At 42.5% G+C, this 26,056-nt stretch carries 22 protein-coding genes, 2 tRNA genes and 1 riboswitch; of the genes, 13 read left to right on the top strand and 11 right to left on the bottom strand.

The genetic code is table 11. The annotated features are described in order from the left end of the window. Positions 1-22: 22 nt before the first annotated feature. Positions 23-1,684, top strand: coding sequence for a RagB/SusD family nutrient uptake outer membrane protein (locus BMW53_RS09715; protein WP_038555606.1), 1,662 nt, complete (start codon positions 23-25; stop codon positions 1,682-1,684). An 82-nt stretch (positions 1,685-1,766) separates the two neighbouring features. After that, positions 1,767-3,101 carry a DUF3472 domain-containing protein gene (locus BMW53_RS09710; RefSeq protein ID WP_038555604.1) on the top strand — a complete coding sequence of 445 codons (1,335 nt, stop codon included), beginning with the start codon at positions 1,767-1,769 and terminating at the stop codon, positions 3,099-3,101. 266 nt (positions 3,102-3,367) lie between these two features. On the opposite strand, the gene BMW53_RS09705 is transcribed toward BMW53_RS09710, so the two are convergent. The 3 genes from BMW53_RS09705 to BMW53_RS09695 form a co-directional block, all read right to left on the bottom strand. Then, positions 3,368-4,462 (bottom strand): phosphotransferase enzyme family protein, encoded by a 1,095-nt coding sequence (locus BMW53_RS09705; RefSeq protein WP_038555602.1) that lies wholly within the window; start codon positions 4,460-4,462, stop codon positions 3,368-3,370. A 1-nt stretch (position 4,463) separates the two neighbouring features. Beyond that, positions 4,464-5,840, bottom strand: a complete 1,377-nt coding sequence (glmM, locus tag BMW53_RS09700) for a phosphoglucosamine mutase (RefSeq protein WP_038555600.1) — start codon at positions 5,838-5,840, stop codon at positions 4,464-4,466. A gap of 109 nt (positions 5,841-5,949) precedes the next feature. Further along, a complete protein-coding gene (locus tag BMW53_RS09695) occupies positions 5,950-6,846 on the bottom strand; it encodes a nucleotidyltransferase family protein (protein ID WP_038555597.1) in 897 nt (298 codons plus the stop codon). 412 nt (positions 6,847-7,258) lie between these two features. On the opposite strand from BMW53_RS09695, the gene BMW53_RS09690 reads away from it, so the two are divergent. The 8 genes from BMW53_RS09690 to BMW53_RS09660 all read left to right on the top strand — a co-directional run bounded on the left by BMW53_RS09690 (position 7,259) and on the right by BMW53_RS09660 (position 14,255). After that, a complete protein-coding gene (locus tag BMW53_RS09690) occupies positions 7,259-7,621 on the top strand; it encodes a hypothetical protein (RefSeq protein WP_038555594.1) in 363 nt (120 codons plus the stop codon). Positions 7,622-7,731: 110 nt separating this feature from the next. After that, on the top strand, positions 7,732-8,520 hold the full coding sequence (locus BMW53_RS09685) for a toxin-antitoxin system YwqK family antitoxin (RefSeq protein ID WP_074780584.1): 789 nt from the start codon (positions 7,732-7,734) through the stop codon (positions 8,518-8,520). A gap of 77 nt (positions 8,521-8,597) precedes the next feature. Then, positions 8,598-10,235, top strand: coding sequence for a S8 family serine peptidase (locus tag BMW53_RS09680; protein ID WP_081804751.1), 1,638 nt, complete (start codon positions 8,598-8,600; stop codon positions 10,233-10,235). Between the two features lie 3 nt (positions 10,236-10,238). Further along, positions 10,239-11,672, top strand: a complete 1,434-nt coding sequence (gene xseA / locus BMW53_RS09675; protein ID WP_038555587.1) for an exodeoxyribonuclease VII large subunit — start codon at positions 10,239-10,241, stop codon at positions 11,670-11,672. Between the two features lies 1 nt (position 11,673). Beyond that, positions 11,674-11,874 carry an exodeoxyribonuclease VII small subunit gene (xseB, locus tag BMW53_RS09670; protein WP_038555584.1) on the top strand — a complete coding sequence of 67 codons (201 nt, stop codon included), beginning with the start codon at positions 11,674-11,676 and terminating at the stop codon, positions 11,872-11,874. A 17-nt stretch (positions 11,875-11,891) separates the two neighbouring features. Then, on the top strand, positions 11,892-12,122 hold the full coding sequence (locus tag BMW53_RS20635) for a putative signal transducing protein (protein WP_038555581.1): 231 nt from the start codon (positions 11,892-11,894) through the stop codon (positions 12,120-12,122). Positions 12,123-12,125: 3 nt separating this feature from the next. Next, positions 12,126-12,806 carry a deoxyribose-phosphate aldolase gene (gene deoC, locus BMW53_RS09665; RefSeq protein WP_038555577.1) on the top strand — a complete coding sequence of 227 codons (681 nt, stop codon included), beginning with the start codon at positions 12,126-12,128 and terminating at the stop codon, positions 12,804-12,806. Positions 12,807-13,124: 318 nt separating this feature from the next. Then, complete coding sequence (locus tag BMW53_RS09660) at positions 13,125-14,255, top strand: chorismate transformation FkbO/Hyg5 family protein (RefSeq protein WP_038555568.1); 1,131 nt, start codon at positions 13,125-13,127, stop codon at positions 14,253-14,255. A 78-nt stretch (positions 14,256-14,333) separates the two neighbouring features. Here the strand turns inward: BMW53_RS09660 and BMW53_RS09655 are convergent, their stop codons facing one another. The 8 genes from BMW53_RS09655 to BMW53_RS09620 all read right to left on the bottom strand — a co-directional run bounded on the left by BMW53_RS09655 (position 14,334) and on the right by BMW53_RS09620 (position 23,947). After that, on the bottom strand, positions 14,334-16,733 hold the full coding sequence (locus BMW53_RS09655; RefSeq protein WP_038563739.1) for a TonB-dependent receptor: 2,400 nt from the start codon (positions 16,731-16,733) through the stop codon (positions 14,334-14,336). A 40-nt stretch (positions 16,734-16,773) separates the two neighbouring features. Beyond that, a riboswitch (TPP riboswitch) is annotated at positions 16,774-16,874 on the bottom strand. Between the two features lie 193 nt (positions 16,875-17,067). Next, a complete protein-coding gene (locus BMW53_RS09650; protein ID WP_038555565.1) occupies positions 17,068-17,493 on the bottom strand; it encodes an acyl-CoA thioesterase in 426 nt (141 codons plus the stop codon). A gap of 2 nt (positions 17,494-17,495) precedes the next feature. Next, positions 17,496-18,536: a glycosyltransferase family 2 protein gene (locus BMW53_RS09645; protein ID WP_038555562.1), complete on the bottom strand. Its 1,041-nt coding sequence runs from the start codon at positions 18,534-18,536 to the stop codon at positions 17,496-17,498. A gap of 3 nt (positions 18,537-18,539) precedes the next feature. Then, positions 18,540-19,016 carry a hypothetical protein gene (locus BMW53_RS09640; RefSeq protein WP_074780581.1) on the bottom strand — a complete coding sequence of 159 codons (477 nt, stop codon included), beginning with the start codon at positions 19,014-19,016 and terminating at the stop codon, positions 18,540-18,542. Positions 19,017-19,052: 36 nt separating this feature from the next. Further along, the gene (locus BMW53_RS09635) at positions 19,053-20,219 is read right to left on the bottom strand and encodes an ATP-binding protein (protein WP_038555558.1); all 1,167 of its coding nucleotides are present in this window, start codon (positions 20,217-20,219) and stop codon (positions 19,053-19,055) included. Between the two features lie 98 nt (positions 20,220-20,317). Continuing rightward, positions 20,318-21,109: an inositol monophosphatase family protein gene (locus BMW53_RS09630; protein WP_038555553.1), complete on the bottom strand. Its 792-nt coding sequence runs from the start codon at positions 21,107-21,109 to the stop codon at positions 20,318-20,320. A 32-nt stretch (positions 21,110-21,141) separates the two neighbouring features. Next, entirely contained in the window at positions 21,142-22,446 is a 1,305-nt protein-coding gene (mtaB, locus tag BMW53_RS09625) for a tRNA (N(6)-L-threonylcarbamoyladenosine(37)-C(2))-methylthiotransferase MtaB (RefSeq protein WP_217642925.1), read from the bottom strand. Between the two features lie 169 nt (positions 22,447-22,615). Then, a complete protein-coding gene (locus tag BMW53_RS09620) occupies positions 22,616-23,947 on the bottom strand; it encodes a PhoH family protein (RefSeq protein WP_038555548.1) in 1,332 nt (443 codons plus the stop codon). Between the two features lie 182 nt (positions 23,948-24,129). Between BMW53_RS09620 and BMW53_RS09615 the strand changes: the two genes are divergently transcribed. The 3 genes from BMW53_RS09615 to BMW53_RS09605 all read left to right on the top strand — a co-directional run bounded on the left by BMW53_RS09615 (position 24,130) and on the right by BMW53_RS09605 (position 25,904). Next, complete coding sequence (locus BMW53_RS09615; RefSeq protein WP_245749033.1) at positions 24,130-25,437, top strand: bifunctional folylpolyglutamate synthase/dihydrofolate synthase; 1,308 nt, start codon at positions 24,130-24,132, stop codon at positions 25,435-25,437. A gap of 102 nt (positions 25,438-25,539) precedes the next feature. Continuing rightward, positions 25,540-25,614: transfer RNA gene (locus tag BMW53_RS09610), tRNA-Val, on the top strand. 215 nt (positions 25,615-25,829) lie between these two features. After that, positions 25,830-25,904: transfer RNA gene (locus BMW53_RS09605), tRNA-Val, on the top strand. The last annotated feature ends 152 nt before the right edge of the window (positions 25,905-26,056 follow it).

The raw sequence follows: 26,056 nt of genomic DNA, 5'->3' as shown, positions 1-26,056 counted from the left end.
ATTCATGAATAATAAAAATAAGATGAAAAAAATATATTCTTTTATAGCCATTCTTGTTGCGCTCTCTTTCGCAGCCTGCGATATTACAAGAGACCCGTTTCAGGATTTATCAGATGAAATGGTGTTTGCCGACGAATTAGGAATTGAGGCGGCAGCACTTGGGACTTACGCCTTATTAAAAACCAATGAATTTATGCGCCCTTACCATTTTCATGGCGAATTTGGTGGCGATAACATTGCATTGAGCGGATCTACCACCGACCACTTGTATTACATGTACAACTACCAGCATACACCAACAAACGGGCATTTAAACAGTTTGTGGTCAACCTGCTACAAAGGTATTGTTAACGCCAACAAAGTTATCGATAAAGCGCAACAGGGAACCGACCGCATGAACCACGTAATTGGCGAAATGTATTATCTGCGCGCTTTCTTTTACTTCAACCTGGTAAATATTTGGGGCCGTCCTTACAATCAGGATCCTACCAACAATTTAGGTGTGCCTATCGTTTTAGATGCAGAACCTGATGTGGATAACATGCCTCCGCGTGCTACGGTAAAAGAGGTTTACGATCTGATTATCGAAGACCTGACAACAGCTGCCGAACTGATGAGTAATTTTAAGCGTGTTGATGCCGAGTACAATATTTATGCTTCGGAACAAGCTGCAAAAGCTTTGTTATCGAGAGTTTATTTGTACATGGAAGACAACGCAAAAGCAGCAGGTTTTGCTACAGAAGTTATTGAATCAAATAATTTCGCATTGTTACAGGGATCGGATTACGAAACATTCCCAACCATGGTTCCTGAAAAAAACTCAGAAGTTATTTTTGCCTGCCGTGCTTTAAAAGACGAAGATGATTACGGCTGGTATGCCTTTGGTGGCATGTATGCAACAATCGACGGAGTGGGTTGGGGCGAAATGTACGCATCAGAACCATACCGGGATTTGCTGGATGAAAATCCAAGCGACAGAAGACACAAATTTATCGATCCGCAGTACAACGATGGCGACACTTACGAAATCACTTATTCGTACGACAAGTCTTCTCCTGCAGGCTCGAGAATGTTTAAAATGTATGATGTTACGCTTAATGGCGAAAACTGGGAGTACGAGTACAACGGAACACAAACAGTAATGACTGAAGACGTTGATGGCGTAACAAAATATTACATCACCGAAGGCGAATTCATTAGCGGAAAAACTTACGTGCGTTTGGATAAAAAAATGCCGGTACGTCAGGGATATCCTAAGTTCTTTGTAATAAAATGTTCGAACCAGGAAGGTCAGCCACAATTGTTCTCTCCAATTATTTCGCGCTTAGCCGAAATGTATCTGAACCGTGCAGAAGCACGCGCAAAAACCGGCGATACCGATGGAGCTCTTGAAGATGTGAACCTGATCAGGGAAAGAGCAAATATTCCTACTTACGATGAAGTTCCTGAAGGCAAAACCATAATGGAGATTGTTCTTGATGAACGCCGTTTAGAGTTGGCTTTCGAAGCACACCGCCGTTACGATATTTTCAGAAATGGTTTAACATTGGACAGAAGATATCCGGGAACGCACGACAGGGGCGCAAACCCACTGTTAACAGTGCCGGCATCCAGTGCTCGTGTTGTGGATTATATTCCGGAAGCTCAGATTTTGGCACAGCCAAACTTAATTCAAAATCCGTAATCAATTATAAATGATAATAAATCAGACTTTTGTGGTGTATCTTTGCATCTCGAAAGTCTGATTTTTTTCAAACAGCAGCCAGATGAGACAAAAATTTAAACTGAACTTGTTATTTGTATTGTTGGTTTTTCCGCTTTCAGTTATTTCATGCCAAAAAGATGAAGTAATAGAAGAAAAGGAAATACCAGCGATGTCGTACCAAATTCCGTGCGAAGGAAACAGTTGGTTTGTTACCAATGTTGGTGGAAACCAGGTAAAAACCGATGATTTTAAAAATTTTAGCTGGAGTACAAAATATTCAGTGTTGCGCACTTATTTTCGGGTAGAGTCGGCAGGCAGCATTCATATTGGCGTAAATGCAAAAGTAAGCAGCGGCAGTTCAACGCTAAAAGCTACTTTTTTAAACGAGACCACTGAGCTTGTTTTTGATAATACCACCAACCGGATGGAATTTGTAGGCTCGTTCACCGTGTCGGAGCCTGGCTATTATTACCTCGATTTACAAGGTGTAGATAAAACTGCCGATCAGTTTGCAACAGTTGAATCGGTTTCGCTGGGCGGCGATGCCTGCAAATCAGGCGTGCATTTTTCAAACGAAGATTATTTCTATTGGGGACGCCGTGGCCCGTCGGTGCATTTAGGGTACACGGTGCCAGCTGAGGCATCGGATGTTGTATATTTTTACAACGAAGTAACGGTTCCTGAAGGTAACGATGTGATCGGATCGTATTACATGGCAAACGGTTTTGGACAGGGTTACTTTGGCATGCAGGTAAATTCTACTACCGAACGAAGAGTGCTGTTTTCGGTGTGGAGTCCGTATTCTACTGATGATCCAAGTACGATTCCTGAAGATCAGCGCGTACAACTGATTGCCAAAGGCGCCAATACAACAACCAACGATTTTGGGAATGAAGGTTCGGGCGGACAAAGTTATATGCAGTTGAATTGGAAAGCCGGGACAACTTACCGCTTTTTGCTGAAAGCGGAACCCAGTGGCGAAAATACTACCGATTATTCGGCCTGGTTTTTCGATACCGAGCAGGAAGAGTGGCTTTTTGTTGCCACCTGGAGACGTCCGAAATTGGCTACCTTTTTAACCGGTATGTATTCGTTTTTGGAGAACTTCGACACCAAAACCGGCCCGATTGAACGTATGGCTTACTACAACAATCAGTGGGTTTACGACACAAACGGCGCATGGCACGAAGTTACCAAAGCAAAGTTTACGGCCGATCCTACTGCACGCGATAAGGCCCGATTGGATTACGCGGGAGGTTACATTAGCGGCGACAATGGTTTTTATCTAAAAAACTGTGGGTTTTTCAACGAAACTTCTCCGATTGATACCAATCACGAGCGCCCGGTTTTGGGAGTGGCTCCCGACATCGACTTTAGTGCGCTGCCACAGGAATAATTCAATTTAAATATTTCGGGAGTTAGCGTAGAAGTTAATACCGAACAAATCACCAAAAGGCAATTTATACCAATTGTCTTCTGGTGATTTTTTTTTATTTGAATGTCAGCAATTAATCACATCCGGAACGTCACCCTGTCCGTCAGCTGACGGATTCAGAATCTCTCTCAGTCCGCTCATTATTGGACGGGAAAGATGCTGAAACGAGTTCAGCATGACGTGCCAGGTACTAAAGATAACATAGAATGGATGTCCATTTTTTATGCCTAATTAGTCGTTAAGCTGCTTACAACCTTTTTCATTTCTTCAAATTGTTCCTCAATGCTTTGCAGTAATTTGTATTGGGCATGCGTACGAACGAGGTTATGCTTTGGGCTTTTTATTTTGTAATAATTGTCGCCGTCAATGTAGTCCATTAAAAAGCGGAGTACCTGCTCGTAGGTAATGTATTTGGCCGAAAATGCTAAATAATCCAGTTCCGGTTTTGTAAGAAATGAGCGGGTTTCCGAGAGGTAACCTTTGGCGTAGGCGGTAAAAGTTTCCATATCCATCGAAACGTTTTCAAGGTTTTCATCGTCTTCCAAACCGGTGTTGGTATACGATCGGATGGCATCTCCAAAATCATTTAGGGCAGTGCTGCTCAATACCGTGTCGAGGTCGATCACGCATAACACATCGCCTTTATCATCAAAAAGTATGTTGTTGATTTTTGTGTCGTTGTGTGTTACACGTGCCGGAATGGTGCCGTTTTCTACCAACTTCCAGAAGTTAAGCATTTCTTCTTTGCGGCTTTCAATCCAGCCGATTTCCTCCTGAACTTCTGCTTTTCTTTGCACCGGATCTTCGGCAAGGACCTTGTCCCACTGCTGAAAACGGTAGCGGATGTTATGAAATCCGGGCAGGATATCAGCCAGTGTTCCTTCAAAATCAGAAGTCATTGCCTGAAATTTGCCAATTCCCCGTCCTCCGGCGTAAGCCAGTTCCGGGCTGTCGGCTTTTTCGTAGGTAACACTGTCTTTTATAAAGTAGCACATCGCCCAGTATTCGCCTTCTTCATCCTGGTAAAAAAGTTCATTGCTTTTGCTTTTTGTTACCGTCATTGCTTCGCGCATGGGATCGCCGCCATTGCATTTTATCTTTTCTTTTAAATGCCGCGTAACGCGCTCGATGTTGTCCATCATTGCCGGAATGTCGGTAAAAATGGCTTTGTTTTTACGTTGCAGCAGATAGTCGGGAGTACTTTCCTCAACGGTTTTTAAGTAAAAAGTGTCGTTAATAAATCCCTCGCCAAGAGGTTTTATCGACTCAATTTCTCCTTCGATCTGGAAATTACCTGCAATTTGTTTTAGATCAGTGTTCATATTAATTGGTTTTAGTGATTGAACGAATTTTGGTATTTATCTCTTTAGCCCTGTCAATCGATGTGCTTTCGATGTAAATCCTTACAATTGGCTCGGTGTTCGATTTGCGCATGTGTGCCCAACCATCTTCGAAATAGAGTTTTAAGCCGTCAATTTCGTTGGTTTTGCAATCAGGGAATGATGCTTTTACGTCTTGCAATAATTGGTTTAAATCAACTTGCGCATCAAACTCAATTTTGTCTTTCAACATTTCGTAGTTCGGGTATTGCGCTCTGATTGCTGATGCACTTTTTTTCGACTTTGCCAGTTGGGTAAGAAACAATGCAATTCCCACCAAAGCATCGCGCCCATAATGAAGCTCGGGATAAATCACACCTCCGTTTCCTTCGCCACCAATAACCGCATTTACTTTTTTCATTTGCTCCACAACATTTACTTCGCCAACTGCCGACTCGTAAAACTGAACATCGTGTTTTTTGGCAATGTCTTTTAAAGCGTTGGTTGACGAAAGGTTGGCAGCAATGCTACCGGGTGTGTGCGATAAAATATAATCCGATATCGATACTAAAGTATATTCTTCGCCAAAGGCTTTTCCGTTTTCGTCAACCAGTGCCAGCCGGTCCACATCGGGATCGACCGCAATTGCCAGGTCCAGATTGTTTTCGCTTACGGTTTTGCACAATTCGGTTAAGTTTTCTTCAAGCGGCTCGGCAACCCTGGAAAAGCGGCCATGAGGCTCGGCAAATATTTCTACTACTTCCGCAACAGCCAAGGCTTTTAGCAATTTCGGGATTGATGGATTGCCAACCGAATTTACACTATCAACAGCTACTTTTAGCTGTGCCTCTTTTATTGCTTCTTTATCTACCAGTGGCAGGTTCAGAATGCTTTCGATGTGCTTGTCGATATACGTTTCGTTTGTTTTGTAGGTGCCAATTTGTTGTGCTTCCACAAAATCGAAAGTGGCTTTTTGCGCCTGTTTCAGGATTTCTTCGCCATCGGCCTGCGAAATAAACTCGCCTTTGTGGTTCAGTAATTTTAGCGCATTCCAGTTGCCGGGGTTGTGGCTGGCAGTGATGATAATTCCGCCATCTGCCTTTTCCATTGGGATGGCAATTTCCACGGTTGGGGTTGTTGCCAGTCCCAAATCAATTACATCGATTCCGAGGCTGTTCAGCGTTCCCACAATTAAATTCAGAATCATTGGTCCCGACACGCGCGCATCGCGACCAATAACTACGGTTGGTTTTTCTGCCGATTGTTTTATCCAGGTTCCATACGCACCTGTAAATTTTAAAATATCAAAAGGAGAGAGCGACTCTCCGGGTTGTCCGCCAATTGTTCCGCGGATTCCTGATATTGAGCTTATTAGTGCCATCTTATTTGTCTGTCGCTTTGTTTTTAATTCACTATCGTAAAAAGCAAAAGGTTTCGTTCAATGCTTTTTCGATGGTATTACTATCTTAATTTATTGGTAAACTTTTGTTTTACCAGAGTTTGGACGGGTACACATTCTGGTCGATCAGGCTGTTTATAGCTTCTACCGCTTTCGCTTTGTCTTCGCTGTAAGTAACACCAAACCATTGCGCATCCGACTTCAGCACTTTAAACTGCGTAGTTTCGTTCTTAATAATTTCTGAAACTACAAATGGTATGTAGAACTCCGATTTTAGTTCCTGGCCTTTTTCTTCCAGGAAGGTGGTAAACTGCGTTTCCAAACGACCGAACAGTTGTGGTGTAAAGCCCCAAAAATTCATCGATACAGCTGCATCAGGAGCGAGAGAAATCCACTGGTCATTTTCTTTGTAGGCGATGCCTTCTTTGGTTTGCTCAATGTGTGTGCGTTCGTTTACCTCTTGCAGGAAACCGTTTTCATCAATGGAACAAACGCCTCTTGAGACGTAGCCATTTTCTGAAATTGTGTTTTCCAGTTCGTAGCCAATCATGCAGTTTTGCTTGTCGGTAGCTTCAGTTGCCAGAAAATCGGCCATCGTTTTAAATGCACCCGCACCGTAATAATCGTCGGCGTTAATTACTGCAAATGGTTCGTTTATGCAGTCTTTTGCCATTAAAATGGCGTGTCCTGTTCCCCAGGGTTTTTCTCTTTCCGGATTGTATTTAGAATTCTGCGGAACTTTATCAATCTCCTGTGTTACATACTTTGTTTCAATCCGGCCCGCGATTTTTGCGTTAAAAAGTGCTTTAAATTCCTGCGCAAAACTTTCCCGAATAACAAATACTATTTTGCCAAATCCGGCCTCAATGGCATCGTAAATCGAGTAGTCGATAATCGTTTCGTTCGATGGACCAATCGGATCCATCTGTTTTAATCCTCCGTAGCGGCTTCCCATTCCGGCCGCTAATACTAACAATGTAGGTTTCATTTTAATATGTTTTCTTTTGTTTTTGTTACAAGCATTGCTGTTTTATCAGCTTTGTGATTTGTTGTTTGATACCCGCTTTCTGATTTATTCTGATGCAGTATCTTTCTGCAAAGAAAACATATTAAAAAAATTAAAAAGATGATATTTCAAAGAAAATAAAATTAAAAATTAGTTTTTTGATCGAGATAATCAATTGCTGAAGTCAGAGAGAAGAATTGGATTTGGATGGTGTTGGTTTTGTGTTGTGTAACTAGCATTGAATAAGTGTTGTATGTTTTGTGGAAGAAGGTTTGAGATGTAAGAAAATGAATTCAATTTCTTAAAATCGGATGATGAAGAAGGATTTTTCTTTGTTCTGTAAACATTCCCAACGAAATTGTGTTTCTGAAATGTGGATTAAAAAAACACAGAAATGAGCAACGAATACGAAGAAACCAGAAGAAGCTTTCTGACTAAATTGGGCTTAACACTTGGAGCCAGCCTTGTGGCAGGAGAAAAACTCTCGGCCAAAGTATTAAACGATAAGGCTGAATTTCCGTTGGAAGCCGATCAGCAAAAATTGATGGACCGCTACGAAGACTGGATGGATGAATTTATTCCGGTGATTAAAACATTTCGTGCCGATCCAAACGATAAAGAAGCCGGTCGACGTATTGCCGAACTTTCAGAAGAGGCAGAAGGCTGGCGCGAGCAACTTAACGTTTTTATGAAAGACGATAACTTTGCACGTTACTACATGATCGCTACCGAGCGAATGACCAAAGAAATTTATTAAAGACACATTGCAATTTGATAATTACAGGCTTTTCATCGATTGATGGAAAGCTTTTTTTATGCCAACTGAAATAAATCCCTAATTTCGCGTTCTACCTAAAATAGTGTGTTATGAGATATTTGCTTGCTTTACTCATCTTCCTTCCTACGTTGGTTTTTGCACAAACCAACCAAACCGATGCCAATGGTTTGCGCCAGGGGCTTTGGCAAAAAAAACAGGACAACGGGCGTTTGCTTTACGAAGGATATTTTAAAGATGACAAACCGGTAGGAGAGTGGAAACGCTACCATCCGGGCGGGCAAGTTAAAGCAATTATCGAGTATAAAGGCGACACGGCCTACACGCAACTTTTTGATGTTTGGCGCAAAAAAGTGGCCGAAGGAAATTATGTAAATCAGCAGAAGGAAGGTGTTTGGAAAATTTACAAGAATGGGCAGCTTACTGCCGACGAAGAATATAAGCTTGGGGTGAAAAACGGTAAATCGCATCAGTATTACGATACCGGCGAAGTGATGGAAGAAAAAGAATGGGTAAACGAAAAGGAAGACGGCGATTACCAGATTTTTTATAAAAGCGGCGAACCCTACATGCAGTGCAAAATGAAACAGGGAATGCGGCATGGTTTGTTTTTGGTAAGTTATGAAAACGGCCGCCAGGAAATGGTTGCCGAATACCGGAATAACCTGCGCCACGGCGAGTGGAAGTACTTCGATAAAGAGGGCAACCTGCAGTACACACTTTATTACGATAACGGACAAATCCTGAATCCGGCTGTTCGCGACAGTTTTGATAACCTAAAAATGAAAGCCCTGGAAAAAAACAAAGGCACTATTCCCGATCCTGAAAAGTTTTTACAAGACCCGTCGGAATATATGATGCGTGATCAACGACAGCGATAAAACTGATTGCCGTTCAAGGTAAAAAGCTATTTATTCATTAACTTGGACGTTTAATAGGTATTGAACATTTAATTAGAATGAGGTATATAATTTTACTCCTTGGCATGCTGTGGTTGGGGGTGCAAGCTATTCATGCGCAGAATTATTTCTGGATCGGTTTTACCGATAAAAATAATTCGGAGTATTCGCTTGATCATCCTGAAATGTATCTTTCAGAGCGGGCTATTCAGCGCCGTATCAATCAAAATATTGCTGTCGATTCATTAGACCTTCCGGTAAAACAGACTTATATCGACTCGGTACTCACGCTCGAGGTGGAATTGGTACATGCCTCAAAATGGCTCAATGGTATTACCGTTCGCTGCGATTCGGCGACATTAGCCGACAGCCTCGGTAACTGGAGTTTTATCCGCGAGGTTCAGCTAACGAAACCCGGTATGTCCACAAAAAGCCTCCACAACAAATTCGCTGATGAGCAACTAAGCGACCGGGCTCCCATCGATACTTCTGTTTATGGTGCTTCCGTTCACCAGATTGGGATGATGGAAGGACAAGTGTTGCACAATGAGAACTTTCGCGGACAGGGAATACAAATTGCCGTGTTGGATGCCGGCTTTTACAAAGTTGATGAGCTCCCCGCTTTCGACAGCCTGTGGGCGAATAACCAGATTTTGGGAACAAAGGATTTTGTAAATCCCGGCGATGATTTCTTTTCTACCAACTATCACGGAATGAGTGTGCTATCCTGTATGGGCGGAAATATTCCCGGAGAATTGATTGGCACTGCACCCAAGGCTTCTTATTGGTTGTTACGATCCGAAGAAAATGACTCTGAATACATAGTGGAAGAAGACAACTGGGTAGCAGCAGCTGAATTTGCCGACAGTGTTGGAGTTGATATTATTAATGCGTCGTTGGGATATACCGAATTTGATGATGCCTCCACCAACCACACTTATGCCGACCTGGATGGAAAAACAACACGTGTAACAAGGGGCGCGAATATAGCGGCCTCGCGCGGAATGCTGGTGTTTGCAAGTGCCGGCAACGAGCGGGATAATTCCTGGTTTCGTATTGTTGCTCCGTCTGACGGGGTGAATGTTATAGGTGTTGCGGCAGTAGATGCAAACTTTTCTCCGGCATTTTTTTCCTCTGCCGGTCCGGCTGTCGATGGTGCTTTAAAACCCAATGTGTCAGCAATGGGCTACTCAACCACTTTGCAACGCTCTAACGGAACAGTGGGAATTGCCAATGGAACCTCGTTTTCGTCGCCGGTATTGGCCGGAATGGCGGCATCGTTGTGGCAGGCCTACCCTGAAAAAACAGCTGTAGAAATAAAAACGGCGCTGGAAGAAAGCGGCCATCTTTATAATTCGCCCGATTCATTGCAAGGTTACGGAGTTCCGAATATGCAAGTGGCGTGTTCGTTATTGAACCCGGCAGCGGCAGATATTACAACGGAGAACAGGAGCTGGACAATCTTTCCAAATCCTGTAAAAGACCGGATTGTGTTGAAGTCGGCAACAAATATTCAGGCAGGCCGTCTCGATATAAAACTTTACGCGCTGGATGGACGGATGGTAAACAACTGGCAACTCCCGGCTGCCCCCATTGTTACGTTAAATAATCTGGAGACTACAGAGTCGGGTATTTTTCTACTTCTGGTAAAAACAAAAGATGGTGTTGAAACCTTTAAAATCAATAAAATCAGGTAAAGAATGAACCAGAAATTTACCCTTTCGGAACTGAATCAAAAAATTAAAGATGCCTTGCTTGATGCATTTCCGGGAACGGTGTGGGTAGTTGCCGAGGTGAGCGAGTTAAAGCACAACCGAAGTGGCCACTGTTACCTGGAGTTGGTTGAAAAAGAAGGCAACACCATAACGGCACGTTCGCGGGCAACAATCTGGTCGTACACCTACCGCATGCTAAAACCGTATTTCGAAACCAGTACCGGGCAGCTTTTTTCCGAAGGCATAAAAGTGTTGGTTCAGGCAACGGTCGAATATCATTCGGCGTATGGCTTGAGTTTGAATATTAAAGACATCGACCCGACTTACACGGTTGGCGACATGGCCATGCAGCGAAAAGAGATTATAAATCGTTTGAAGGCCGAAGGTGTTTTTGATATGAACAAGGAACTGTCACTGCCGCTGGTGCCGCAAAAAATCGCTGTTATTTCGTCGGCAACGGCTGCCGGTTACCAGGATTTTATGAACCAGCTGGAAAACAACGAATACGGTTTTAAGTTCTACACCAAATTGTTTGAGGCGTATATGCAGGGAGCCGAAACCGTGCCGTCGATAATTCATGCGCTGGAACGGATTTTTGCTCACGACGACTTTTTTGATGCAGTAGCTATAATTCGTGGAGGTGGAGCAACGGCCGATTTGAGTAGTTTCGATGATTACGACCTGGCGATGAATATTACCCAGTTTCCGTTGCCGGTGATTACCGGAATTGGACACGAAAAAGATGATACGATAATCGATTTGGTGGCGCACACCCGCATGAAAACGCCAACAGCAGTAGCCGAATTTTTTGTGAGCGGTGTGGAACGCTACTACGAACGTTTGCTCGAACTGGAAAACGGCATTGTTCAATTAACCCGCGAAACGCTCGAATTTCAGCAGGATAAGCTGGAAAGAATAGCCGAAGGATTAAAATATTCGGTTGCCGATTTTATTAACGACAGGCAAAGGCAGCTAAGCAAACGCGGCAACGAACTGCAGCAAAATGTTAGTCGGTTTTCGTTTAAAAAACAAAACGAACTAACAGAGCTGCGACATAGTTTGGATTCCGGCCTTTCGGTGTGGTTTGTGGAAGCAAAAAATAATATGGGCAAAACACAACGAATGCTGAGGCGGCTGGTTGGTGAGGCGGTATTTAAAGCGGACGCAAAATTAAACCATCAGCAGGATCTGTTAGCGGGACGTGTACAAAACCTGTTGGCAAAAGAGCGCGATCGCATTCTGATAAACGAAAATTCAGTACGTTTATTAAATCCTGAAAATGTATTGAAACGAGGATTTACATTAACTTTGAAAGACGGAAAAATAATTAAATCGAGCAACGATGTGGCGGTTGGTGAACAACTGGAAACCCGTTTTGCCGATGGGACTGTTGAAAGTAAAATCATAAAAAAGAAATAGAATGGCAGCAAAAAAAATATCATACAGCGAGGCAATGGCCGAGATAGAAGAAATTCTGGAAAAAATTGAAAACGAAGAGCTGGATGTGGATGAACTGGCCGAAAAAGTAAAACGCGTATCGGTTTTACTTAAAACCTGCAAAGAAAAATTAACGAAAACCAACGAGCAGGTGGAGCAGATTTTAAAAGAAATGGAAGATTAACATCGAAATATCCCCTTATGGAACAGCAAGATAAAATTGTAAAACTTATTACCGGAGATGATGTGATCATTAATCGGGTAAAACAGGAATTGGAAGCTGCCGGTATCAATGCATTGATAAAAGACAGATTTAAGCAGGGGCTCGCCGCCGGTTATGGAGATGGTGTTCCTTCGGCCATTGATTTGTTTGTGGTTGACACCGATTTTGCGCAAGCACAGGAAATATTAAAAGCATTAACAGAAGAATAGAATATGTACACAAAAGAACAAGTAGCACAAACCATCGACCACGCGGTTTTAAAACCTGAACAAACACTGGCCGATTTAAAAGAAAATGCCGAGATGTGCATTAAAAATAAGGTTTTCAGTATGTGCGTAAAACCCTGCGATATAAAAGCCGCCAAAGAATTATTGAACAACAGTGGTGTAAAAGTATCGTGCGTACTCAGTTTTCCGCACGGAGCTGATGCAACACCGGTAAAAGCATTTCAGGCCAAACAGGCCATTGAAGACGGAACCGACGAAATTGATATGGTAATGAATATCGGCCGCTTTTTATCGGGCGAATACGACTATGTTCGCGAGGATATTAAAGCCGTTGTTGAAGTGGCGCACCAACACAATGTGCTGGTAAAAGTTATACAGGAAAGCGGTCATTTAACGCTGGAGCAAATTGCCAAAGCCTGCAAATTATCGTACGAAGCCGGTGCCGACTTTGTAAAAACATCAACCGGATTTGGCCCCGGCGGAGCGAAGCCTGAATACATTGAAGTAATGGTAAAAACCGTTGGCGATAAAATGCAGGTAAAGCCTTCGGGTGGTATTCGCGACTGGGAAACGGCAGTTGCCTTTTTGGAGCAAGGCGCCGATCGTTTGGGTATTGGCTCAACAGAGGCCGTGCTAAACGGTGCCACAGCAACCGGCGATTATTAGTGGCTTAACTTTTTCCGAAAGTCAAGTGGAAATTAATAGCAAAATATGCTTCGGAATTTATTGACTCGCACTAATTGTGCCTGCGATACAATCGTCTCTCTTTTCGTGAAGAGAGGGAATGAGGGCGAGTTTGTCGAACATTGTTTAACTTTCATTTCGGTTCATGATTCCCGGTAATGATGAATGTTTATGGTGGTTAATACGAATTATCGAAATAAGCTCTTTGTACTTATGACAAGAATTTTGACTGAAATCACCATTTTCAAGTAAAAAACGCGCATATTTGTGCTTCATTTCTTTTTTGAGTGAGGGAGTAGGATGTATTTTCTAAACGGAGACAGAACATATATAGAACCTGAAAACGGTTGTAAAGGCTTAGGTTTGCAAATTAATAACTGCCTGGAGCAGCTGGAGAAAGTCAATTCAGGGAAACGGATTTTCAAACTAAATTTCTTTGTCGATACCAATTCAAATTCAGAGTACGATAAACTGCTAAAGGATGTTCGTAATCAGGTAAAAGAACGATTTGGAAACGAAATTCTGATCAGCTTTATTTCGCAGGCGCCATTAAGTTGCAAGGTAATCGTTGAGGCGTATTATTACGATCCGGAAAGCTGGGATTGCCAGATGCTTTCAGAAGGCGAAAATAGTACGGCCTTGTTTCTGAACGGCACAACCGAAATTTTGCTGGGAACCGTTCATGCCAATCAAAACAGCAATTGTAAGTTAAATGCCGAAAAGGCTTTTGATGAGTTGGTTGAAACTTTCGAGGAAGCACAGTTTCCGTTAAATTCGATTGTTCGCCAGTGGAATTACCTGGAAGATATTCTGGGGTTTGATGGCGAAGAGCAGCGTTATCAAGAGTTTAACAACGTGCGCTCGGATGCCTACGGGAAAGTTTTTGAGCAAGGCGGCTACCCGGCAGCAACGGGAATTGGTATGACTCACGGTGGTGTGCTAATTGAGTATGTAGCGGTAAAATCAAAAGAAGTTCTAACGCAGCCGGTTGATAATCCCGATCAGGTTTCGGCACATCAGTACACCGACCAGGTTTTGGTTGGCGAAGCGTGTAACCTGAAAACCACTCCAAAGTTCGAGCGCGCCCGTTATCTCAGGTATCGCAACAAAAAGTTGATTTTTATTTCAGGAACAGCATCTATTATTGGCGAAAATACGGTTGGAGTTGGCGATGCGGCAAAACAAACCGAAGTGACCATTCAGAATATGCAACGTTTGTATGCCGATGAGGTTTTGGCTGCTTTACCCGATGAGGTTGCTCATCCGGAATTCGGACACACCCGCGTTTACGTTAAGAACCGTACAGATTACACTAAAATTCGTGATGTGGTGAAAAAGTTTTACGGCGATTTGCCGGTAGTTTATATTCTGGCCGATATTTGCCGCGATGATCTGTTGGTAGAAATAGAGGGCAAAGTGATTTTGCAATAGAACAATATTCAATAAAAAAAACGGCTGCACAAGATAGTGCGGCCGTTTTTATTTATAGCGATATCTGGTAAGTTGTGGTTAAAACGTAAAGCTTGCTCCAAGCATGAAGTTTGTTCCGGCCTGCGGAAAATAATATGCCCAGGTATAATCTTTCCCGTTTTCGTACCAGTGCCCTCCGTAAGCATTGTTGCTGTATTTGGCATCGAATAAATTATTTATCTGAGCAAAGAGATTTACCTGCGAGAACAGAACGTTATCCAGCGAATAATCAAATCTCAGGTCGTTTACAAAATAGGCCTCAATTACCCGGTCGGTGCTCGAGGTGTTGTCAAAATGTTGTTCACCTACATACTTGCTTATTAATTTGATATCGAAGTTGCTGAACGGCATAACGCTTACAATATTATTTGCAATAACATTCGGAGAATAGGAGATGTCGGTATTTCCCAGTTCTTTAAAGTTAACGCCATCGCCGCCTGCTCCCGATGTATGGTCAACGTAATCAATAATTTTATTGCTGCTAAGGGTAAGATTTGCGTCCCATTTTAACCAGGTTGTGATTTTTAATCCACCGGTTAATTCAATTCCCAGTCGGTAGCTTTTGTCAACATTGGTCATAATATCGTAACCCACTGAACTTTTTTCACCTGTTGGTACCAATTGGTCGCGGTAAAACATATAGTAAAGGTTGGCACCAAATGCCGATGTGTTGCCGTTAAATTTATATCCGGCTTCGTAATCGTACAAGGCTTCGTCTTTTGGTGTTAAAGAGGGATAGGTTTTTGCCTCTTTAAAATTGGCACGTGTAGGCTCGCGGTGCGCCAAAGCAAACGATGCATAAACTGCATTTTTGGCATCGAGTTGTGCAAACAATCCCAGTTTCGGGTTTACAAACAGAAAATCGTGGTTCATTGTCATATCCACTCTGTCGTCGTCAATCCCGGTAATATCATAGTTAATTCCACGCAGCTGAATATCGGCATAAGCGCTTAGTACCCCAGTAAGCTGGTAACTTGTTTTTGCATAAAGGTTGTAATCGGTTTTTTTCCCGTTGTTTAAATACCATTCATAATCCTTTTCGCTTTTTCCGGCGTAGCGCATCCAAGTAATATTCCCATAATGATCGCCGTCGTATTTGTTCCAGCCACCGCCCAGGGTAAAGTTCAGTGCTTCTTTTTGGTAGCTCAAACCGAAAACCATTCCGTAAAAATGATTGTCGAGCCATTTCTGACGAATTAAATCAGTAGTGCTTATTATTTCACCGCCGGTTAACACCACATCTTCCAACCCGTAATCCGGGAAACTTTCATCTTGTTTGTACTGTTCGTAATATCCTTTTCCGCGGGTATAATGTAACGAGGTGTTGAAGTGAAGAGATTCCGACAATTTTGAAGAGTAGTTCAGGATAAAATGTGTCTGTTTGTAATTGTCTGTCTGATCTTCGTAGTATTGGGTCTGCCCGTATTCATCAACGTATTCGCCTGCCGGATTATACGTTCTGCCAAGTCCTTCCACGTCGGGATTTCCCCACCAGGTAATTCCGGTACGCTGATCGCCATGGATTATCTTCGCTTTTACCGAACTTTTTTCGGTGTGGTATCCGGCAGCCATGTACATTGATTTATGATCTGAAAATCCGTAATCGATGTAACCGTCAGAATTTAGTTTCGAAAAGCGGGCATCAAATGTAAAATGGTCGTTGATTATTCCGGTTCCAACTTTAACGCTGTTTTTAAACGTGTTGAACGAACCGGCCATGCTCGTAATTTCAGCATAGCTATTCGGATTAACGTTTTGTGTTTGGAAATTAATGGTAGCGCCAAATGCCGCCGCTCCGTTCGTTGATGTGCCCACGCCACGTTGTATCTGCACGTTTTCTACCGAGCTGGCAAAATCGGGCATATTGGGCCAGAAAACACCTTGCGATTCCGAATCGTTTAGCGGAACACCATCGATCGTTACGTTTATGCGGGTAGGATCGGTTCCGCGAATTCTGAAACTGGTGTACCCGATTCCGGCCCCGGCTTCCGATGACTGAACCAGGGATGGTGTAATTCCCAGTAAATAAGGAATGTCCTGCCCCGAATTATTGGCATCCAGTTCTTGTTTCGACAGGTTGGTAAATGCCACCGGAGTTTTGTTTCCGGCACGTGTGGCCGTAATTTGTACTTCGTCAGTAAAAAAGTTACTGGCTTTAAGATTGATCTCAAGGGGCTCAGTTGTTGGCACCGAAACAGGAACTTCCTGAGGTTCGAAACCGACAAACGAAACCAGCAGGGTGTAATTGCCGGGTTTCAGGTTTTTAAATTCAAAACTTCCGTTGGCCCGGGTTGAAACGCCATAAAACGATTTTTCGATTACCACGCTGGCACCGGCCAAAGCTTCTCCGTCTCCTTTAACAAGGCCTGTTAAATTCATTTGCCCGAAAGCAATTACTGCCATTAGTTGCAACAGCAGCATTAAACTAAATTTTTTCATTTTTGAATAATTGGTTAAAAAACTAACCAATGAGGTAGGAACAAATCCTTTTCGCTCTCCCTACGCCGGTGCTAACCGGATCAGGTTCATTGAGTATAATCTCAGTCCCAAAGTTTAATCGGGACACCCCATTGCGTAAATATCGGGAGTAAAGGTATAACGGATTTTTTAATTGGCAAAGGAAAGTTCTGGTGTCAAAGACTATTTAGAATGACTGAGCACGTCATTCTGTTCGTCAGCTGACGGATTCAGAATCTATTCGACCTGATAAATCGGAAAATAAAAATCCCGAATCAGGTTCAGGATGACGTTCAAACGATTAATGAATGTACTCTTAAATTTCGCTGTCTTTCAGAAGGTATTTTTCAAAAAGCTCCCTGTATTTCACAAACTTGCGCGAAGGGCGTTGTGTGCCCCGATCGATGAACAAAACTTTTTGTTGTGCGGTGGAGCAGATCTCACCTTTTTCGTTTCGGAAACGGAATTTAAAGTTGGCCGATACGTTGAAGATCTCCGAGACCCACACTTCAACATGCACTTCGTTACTCAGGAAGAAGGGCTTTTTGTATTGAATGTTGGTTTCTGTAATAATGGGTAAAATATCGTCGTCGACAGCAATTTGCGCGATGGACAACCCCATGGCTTCAATAAGTTTTACCCGGGCATTTTCCAGCCATTGCACGTAAATAATGTTGTTAACATGTCCAACAAAATCAATGTGGTAAGTATAAACGGGCTCTTGAAATTTTAATTTTTGCATGGTTATTCCGGCTTGAAATTCAGTTCGGCAAATTTATATTTTTTCTGAACAAAGAACTTCCACATAATGCTTTTCGGGTAAATCTGTTTGTGATTGTTAACACTTGCCAACTTTAACAATTCCTTTCGTTTTTTACGCAGTGCCGAAAGATTTTTGTAGAAAAAGAGATGTGCTTTAGCCACGGCTCCAAAAGCTTTAAACTCTGCTCCTAACAGGAACTTGGCAGCGGCAACGCCATCCAATATCATTCGGCTTAAGAAGATGGGCAGGAATTTGTTTTTCGGCAGGTTCTTATAAAGCATGTATAAGTTGTTGCGGAAATTAAGGTAAACCTTTTTGGGATTTCCATACTCGAGGCTGCCTCCGCCCAAATGATAAACAACACTGGCTGGTTCGTACACAATTTTGTAGCCCTGGTTTTTCATTCGCCAGCACCAGTCAATTTCTTCCATGTGTGCCCAGAAATCGGCATCCAGGCCGCCCGAGGTTTTAAAAGCTTCGGCCCGAACAAACATGCAAGCTCCCGTGGCCCAGAAAATTTCGCCCGGCTGATTGTATTGATTTTCATCTTTCTCCACATGGTCCAGAATTCGTCCACGACAAAACGGATATCCAAATTTATCGATAAAACCGCCGGCTGCTCCGGCGTATTCGAAAAATTCGGGTTTATTAAAGCTCAATATCTTTGGCTGAACGGCAACAACTTTTTCATCGCGATCAAACTGATCGATACACGGATGAATCCAGTTTTCTTCCACTTTAACATCCGAATTCAGCAGCACAAAATAATCAGCCTCAATCTGGTTTAAAGCCACATTGTAGCCTTTGGCAAAGCCGTAATTTTCTTTTAGGTTGAGCAGTGTTACTTCGGGAAAATTGGCTTTCAAAAATTCCAGCGAATGGTCGGTTGATCCGTTGTCTGCAACAATTAGCTCAATGTTTTCGCCTTTTGAATGTTCGATTACAGATGGGAGATAATCGGGGAAAAGTTTAAGCCCGTTCCAGTTTAAAATTACAATGGCAATTTTTTTGTCTTTGCTCATAAATCAGCTCAAAAGTAGTTTTGCGATCAGCAAAGAAAGGTTTTCTTTGTCGAGGTTTTCAAGAATTCCGCTGATTTTTTTTGTTTTCTCTTTGTCGTCTGATTTTGCCAAAGCCTCAATTTCTTTCACCTGTTTTCCGGTTAACTCATCCTGAAGTAATTTCCAGAGTTTTTGCTGTTCTTCTTCTCCTTCGGGAAGCCCGAGTGTTTCCAGCTCAAGAATAGTTGCTTCCAGAATTTCGCTGGCGCGCAATTTTACCGGGTCTTTGTCTTTTGTTTTTCCGGCAGCAGCGGTGTCACGCAAACTCCAGCTCGAGTAATCGTAATGCAGGTCCTGAATCAACTTTAACTTCGAGTTGTCTTTCCCGAAAATGCGCTCCAAAAAAATGAGGGTGTGCGTTTTCCAGGCATCAAGATCGAATTTCTTTTCGTCTAATTTTGCGAGCTGTTCGCGAAGAAGTGCAATTTGTTTTTCTGCCATGGTATTTTGTTTTCTGCAAGATACAAAGAAAAGCAATCAATAGGTGAGGCCAAATGCCCAAAGTGGAATTGTGTTACCGCTCCCGTATTCGATATCGTCTTTAACAATATATGAATTTTCCACGTTTTTTATTTGCCTGTTGTTTTTCGATTTTCCGCCAATTTCAAATGTTAATGAATCTACCGTAAAATCCCCCTTTTGTGCTGAAAACACCTGGTGATAGGGGCTCATCTGATTAAAGAAAAAGGTTTCACGGATATTTCCAATGTTGGGATTTCCTTCTGCAAACAGATGAATGAAATTGGGGTTATTAAGATATATTTTTTGAACTTTTCCCATTAACCTTATGCCTTTGGTCGCTTCCCGAAGTTGAAGAATCAGTCCGGCGCGTTCAAAATAATGGAGGTATTCGGCTACCTGGTTTCTGTTTATTCCAATCATTTCGGCTATTTTCGACATGTTTGGTTTAAACGGAACTGATTGGGAGACGATGTATAGCAGTTGCTTTAACTTATTTACTGTGGCTATATTCATTCCGGTATGGTTGGGGATATCGGTTTCTAAAGTCAGGTTTATGGTGTTGTTTAGTTTTTCGATATAACCGGGCTCCTTAAAAAACGGGAAATAGCCTGATTTGATGTATTCGCTAAATTGTTCCAGTGGCTTAAAACCATCAAATGAAATCTCGTTTTTTACGATTTGTTCCAAAGAATACACCGGTAATTTATTGTTTGTTTTGAATTCAATGTATTCGCGGAACGACAAGCCCGGAAGATAATAGGTAAGTACTCTACGGCTCAAATCAGCATATCCTTTGTAGATATCGAGGATTGATGATCCGGTGAATACAACCTTCAGGTCGGGCAAATAATCATAGATCATTTTAAGCTCCTGCGACCAGTTTGGGTATTTGTGGATTTCATCGATAAAAAGGAATAATCCGCCTGTGTTGCTAAATTTCTGTGCCAGTTCAAACAGATTTAAATTTGTAAGGTAAATATTGTCGGCACTTAGGTAGAGTGTTTTGGTTATGGGGAGTTTCTGTTTTATAAGTTGGAGAAGCAGTGTGGTTTTTCCTGCTCCACGCGATCCTATAATGGCATTCATCCGATTTTCCAGGTTAATTTTATTAAACAAAAATCGAATGAATTTTGTGTTTGTACGGGAAAGAATGCTTTGATATAGAATGTTTATCTGTTCCATTAATCGCATAAATTAATATACAAATATAGCCTAAAGTGCATATATTATAATGCAAAAATAGGCACAAAATGCATGAAAAAATATGCAAAAAACGGTTCCTATCCCAGGTGCTTATTGATTATTCCATAGAATTCGGGGAAATAAGCATCGCTGGCCGAAACAATTTCGCCGCCAAACAACCAGTTGTCGCCTCCACTAAAATCGGTCGTTTTTCCGCCGGCTTGTTGGAGAATAAATACGCCTGCTGCCACATCCCAGGCATGCAGGGCATGTTCGTAAAATGCATCGAAACGACCGGCTGCAACGTAACACAAGTCTACGGCTGCCGATCCAAAACGGCGAATTCCGCGTGTTGATTGCATCAGTTCTTTCATCGCGGAAATGTACTCATCCACTTTGTCGAAATCGTAATAAGGAAATCCGGTAGCAATCAAGGTGTCTTCCGATTTTGATCGTTTTGCTGTTTCAATGATAACTTCGTTGCAGTATGCAGGGCCACCTTTCCATGAATAAAACATTTCGTCGGCGCCAATTTCGTAAACCACGCCTAAAACTAATTCATCACCTTCGGCCAACGCAATACTCACCGAGTGCGGTGCTAATCCGTGCAGGTAATTGGTTGTTCCATCCAGCGGATCGACAAACCAGGTATATTTTTCATTATTTGATTTGGCAGTTCCTTCCTCGGCAACAAAACCGGCCTCCGGAAGCAGCTCTTTTAAGGCATTAACAATTTGTTTTTCTGCCGTTTTATCAACGTAAGTTACCAGACTGGCAACACTTTTAATTTCAATATTTTTCTCCGAAATCTTTTTCTGCTCGCCACGGATAAAATTACCTGTGCTGTGTGCTATATTTTGTACTTGAAAACAAAGTTCTTTGTAATCCATTTTTAGCTGTTTTGCACAAAAGTATTGAAAAATCAGGCGTTGAAATCCACCGCAACGTTACCGTTTGGCAGAATTGACTTTAATTTTACGCTGCCCAGCTTATTTACCAGTTCTTCCTGGTAGGGCACCTCTATTTTAATGTAGTTTTCGGTAAAACCATGCATTTTATCCTGGCTTTTCTGTGCCTCAAAAAGTGCCGATTGTGATGAACCTATGTGTTTTTCGTAAAAAGCACGTAGTTTTTTCTCCGATAAGTTGATGTATTTTTGCGTGCGGTTTTTGCGTTCTTCCACATCAACTTTCCACGGAATTTTCAAGGCTTGCGTTCCACTTCTTTCCGAGTAGGTAAACGCATGCAGCTGCGAAATTTCCAGACTGTTAAGGAAGTCGAACGATTCCTGGAAATACTTTTCGGTTTCGCCATTGGTACCGGCAATTACATCAACACCAATAAACGCATGTGGTACAATTTCGCGAATACGTTCCACTCGTTTTCGGTACAAATCGGTAGAATATTTTCGTTTCATCAGCGACAAAATTTCATCGGAGCCGGATTGCAAAGGCAAATGAAAGTGTGGCATAATAACTTTCGATTTGGATACCAGTTCGATGATTTCGTCTTTTAACAGGTTTGGCTCAATCGAGCCTAAACGAAGTCGTTCCAGTCCCTCAACCTGTTCCAGCGCTTTTAGCAAATCAAGAAAATTCTCGCCGGTAGATTTACCGAAATCGCCAATATTTACACCGGTGAGTATAATTTCTTTGTAGCCTTTATGAACGGATTTTTGTGCTTCTTTAACCGTGTTGACGATATTGTCGTTTCTGCTTCGTCCGCGTGCATACGGAATGGTGCAAAACGAGCAGTAATAGTCGCATCCGTCCTGCACTTTCAGGAAACTGCGCGTGCGGTCGCCCCACGAAAATGCTTTGTGGTAACTTTTTATATCGGCCAAACGTGTGGTTCTGATTTCGGTGGTTTCGCGTTTTTGCAAATCGCCAAGGTAGTGCGGAATGTGAAACTTTTCCTGTGTCCCCAGCACCATGTCAACACCTTCAATGTGTCCCACTTCATCGGGTTTCAGTTGCGAGTAACAACCCACCACAATTACCATGGCGTCAGGGTTTTGTTTTACGGCCTTGCGCACAATATTACGACTGGCCTTATCGCCCTGGTTGGTAACCGAGCAGGTATTTATCACGTACACATCGGCTTTTTCATCAAACTCAACGCGTTCAAAACCAACCTCTTTAAACGAGCCGGCAATGGTTGATGTTTCTGAAAAATTAAGTTTACAGCCTAAGGTGTAAAAAGCAGCTTTCTTCCCCTTGTAATTCATCTTGCTATCTTGAATTATTCTAAATAGGCTGCAAAGGTAGAAAAAAGCTGCTTATTGCAAATACTTCTTTCTGAATCTATTATTCTGTGTTACGTCATGCTGAACTTATTTCAGCATCTTTATTACTCAATAGATTCCGAATCCGTCAGCTGACGGACGGAATAACGTTCTATAACAAGTTACTGGCAAGTTCGGCCAGATAACTGCGTTCGCCTTTCACCAAATTAATGTGTGCAAACAATTCCTGATTGCGCATACGATCCACCATGTAAGCCAGCCCGTTCGATTTCATATCGAGATAGGGCGAGTCGATTTGCCACAAATCGCCGGTAAATACCATTCTTGTTCCTTCTCCGGCACGGGTAATAATGGTTTTAATTTCGTGCGGAGTAAGGTTTTGCGCTTCGTCGATAATAAAAAAGGCATTTGACAAACTTCGGCCGCGGATGTAGGCCAGCGGTGTTATGTTTAGCTTTTCATCTTTCACCATTTCTTCAATCAGCTGGTACTCGTTGCTTCGCGGGTTAAAAGTATGCTTAATAACAGCCAGGTTATCGTATAGCGGCTGCATATACGGGTTGATTTTTTCGCTGGCGTCGCCGGGCAAATAGCCAAGGTCGCGGTTACTTAATGCTACAATTGGGCGGGCCAAAAGTATTTGCTCGTATTGGCGGTGTTGCTCAATTGCTGCAGCCAAAGCCAGCAGGGTTTTTCCTGTTCCGGCTTTTCCGGTAAGCGCTATAAGCCTTACTTCGGGATCCATCAGCATGTTCAAACTAAACGTCTGTTCCGCATTTCGCGGTTTTATGCCATAAGCCGATTTTTTCTCTACCCGGTAAATGCGCTCCGATTTGGCGTCGTAACGTGCCAGTGCACTCGACTGGTTGCCTCTGAAAATGTAACATTCGTTGGCATCGGGATTAAAATCTTTTACATCGGCCTTTGCAAATGATCCCTGCTGATAAAGCTGGTCGATAACTATATCGTCAAAATTATCGAAGGTCGTGATGGTTTTATCCAGCACATTCTCGTCGGTTACCTGGTCGGTTTTGTAATCTTCAGCCTGAATTCCCAGCGACTTGGCTTTCATCCGAAGGTTGATGTCTTTACTGATCAGAACCGTTTTTCGGCGCGGATAAGTTTTTGCGGTAAAATCTGCTATCGCCAGGATTCTGTGATCGGGAATATCTTCACGAAATGAGGCTTTTAACTCATCCGAGAACGGTTTTCCGGTTTCAATTCGTATGCGCCCTTTTCCTGCACCCAGCGATTTCCCGCCGTTAAAAATGTCATCTCCAACAATTTCATCGAGCACTCGGGTAAATTCGCGTGCCTGAAAGTTGATCAGGTCGTTTCCTCGTTTAAATTTATCCAGCTCCTCGAGTACTGTAATCGGAAGGATAATGTCGTTATCCTGGAACTGGTAAATACAGGTGTGATCGTGTAAAATTACGTTTGTATCAAGAACGAAAATTTTACTCTTTTTGGTTTTACTCAGCATATCTAAATGATTTGTTTTAAATGTATATAATTTCGGTAGAAATCGGAGCTGATGCGCCAAAAATTAATAAACTTGCACCCGTTAATAAATATTGAATTCATCTGTTTAAAATGGTTGAATTACTGTGGTAACAGATGGAGCTCACATAAACAAGTTCCGTTGTATAAAAAAGACTTATTATAATGTACGTTTCATTGGATTACAAAGCTACTTTAGATTATCTGTTTAGTCAGTTGCCTATGTTTCAGCGAACTGGGCCGGCTGCCTATAAAAACACCCTGGAAAATACCTTGAAGCTGGATGAAAATTATGGTCATCCGCACCGAAAGTACCGAACCATCCATGTTGCCGGAACAAACGGAAAAGGATCGGTTTCGCATATGCTGGCCTCGGTGCTTCAGGCGGCCGGATATAAAACCGGTTTATATACTTCGCCACACCTGAAAGATTTTCGCGAACGCATAAAAATAAATGGGCAGATGATGCCGGAATCGGATGTGGTTGATTGGGTTAGTAACTTTAAAGCTAACAACGAATTGTGGAAAATTCAGCCGTCGTTCTTCGAATTGACGGTAGCCATGGCATTCGATTATTTTGCCGATCAGGAAATTGATGTGGCGGTAATGGAAGTTGGTCTAGGCGGACGACTCGATTCTACCAATATTATTTCCCCCGATGTAAGTATTATTACCAATATCGGTTTAGATCATACCAACCTGCTGGGAGATACTTTGCAGAAGATTGCCGGAGAAAAGGCAGGCATTATAAAAAGAGATGTTCCGGTGGTAATTGGAACAACTCAAAACGAAACTGCTTCGGTTTTTAACAGAAAGGCGCAGGAAGTGGATACTTCAATTTATTTTGCGGATCAGGAATACAACGTTGCCTATTCGATGTTGAGTATGGATGGCAAACAACAGCTTAATGTGCAAAAGCAGGGAAAGGATGTTTACCCTCAATTAGCATTGGATTTATTGGGGCAATACCAGCATAAAAATATACCGGTTGTATTAAAAGCTGTTGATCTTTTAAATGAGAAGGGCTATAAAATAACAGAAGATAACTTACGCGAAGGACTGGAAAATGTGGTTGCCACTACCGGCTTGCTGGGGCGCTGGCAGGTAATCGGCACCAATCCGTTAACGGTTTGCGATACCGGGCATAACGAAGATGGAATGAAGTCGTTGGTTCAACAGCTGGAAAATACAGCTTATAAACAGTTACATTTTATTTTTGGCACTGTTGGCGATAAAGATCCGGCGAAAGTTCTGGCACTTTTGCCCAAACAGGCGAACTATTATTTTGTAAAAGCAGATATTGCCCGGGCCATGGATGCCGAAGAGCTGGCAGCACGAGCAAAGGAGTTTGGTTTAATCGGGCAGGTGTATCCATCAGTAAGCGAGGCATATAAAAATGCGCAGCTTGTTGCAGATGATACGGATATGATATTTGTAGGGGGCAGTACATTTGTTGTAGCGGAAGTACTTTGATAAAATTCTTGAAAAAATTTTTGCAGAACTGAAAATAGGTTTTATATTTGCAGCGCCTTACTGAAAAGGGGGCGCGTTCAGAAACAGAAATAAGCATATTGGGGGGGGTTAGCTCAGTTGGTTCAGAGCACCTGGTTTACACCCAGGGGGTCACTGGTTCGAATCCAGTACTCCCCACAAAAGAGGTTGATTTTGGTTGACCTCTTTTTTAATGTGCTTCGATACTGTTTTAAAATATTTGGTGGGTTAGCTCAGTCCCGATAAAACAGGAATCTATGATTTCGTTTTTTATCGAGGATGCACGAAAAACCAGCAAGTTAAAAATTTGGGTTTTTCGGCATTGGTTCAGAGCAATCGCAACTAATAAAAAGAACGCTGTAAGAGTAAATATTGGGGGGTTAGCTCAGTTGGTTCAGAGCACCTGGTTTACACCCAGGGGGTCACTGGTTCGAATCCAGTACTCCCCACAAAAAAAAGGTCGACATTTGTCGGCCTTTTTTATTTTGGTGTGCCGTGCATGGTAAATAGCTATAGGGTGAAAGTCCTGAATGGGGGTTTGTAGTGCCAACCATTAGCCGAAGGCAAGGGTGTCCATCGTGAGGTGGAATCTGAAGGAAGC

The organism is Draconibacterium orientale, assembly GCF_900111425.1.
Classification (GTDB): Bacteria; Bacteroidota; Bacteroidia; order Bacteroidales; family Prolixibacteraceae; genus Draconibacterium; species Draconibacterium orientale.
Note: the sequence above shows the minus strand (reverse complement) of the source record. Positions and strands in the feature narration are given on the sequence as shown.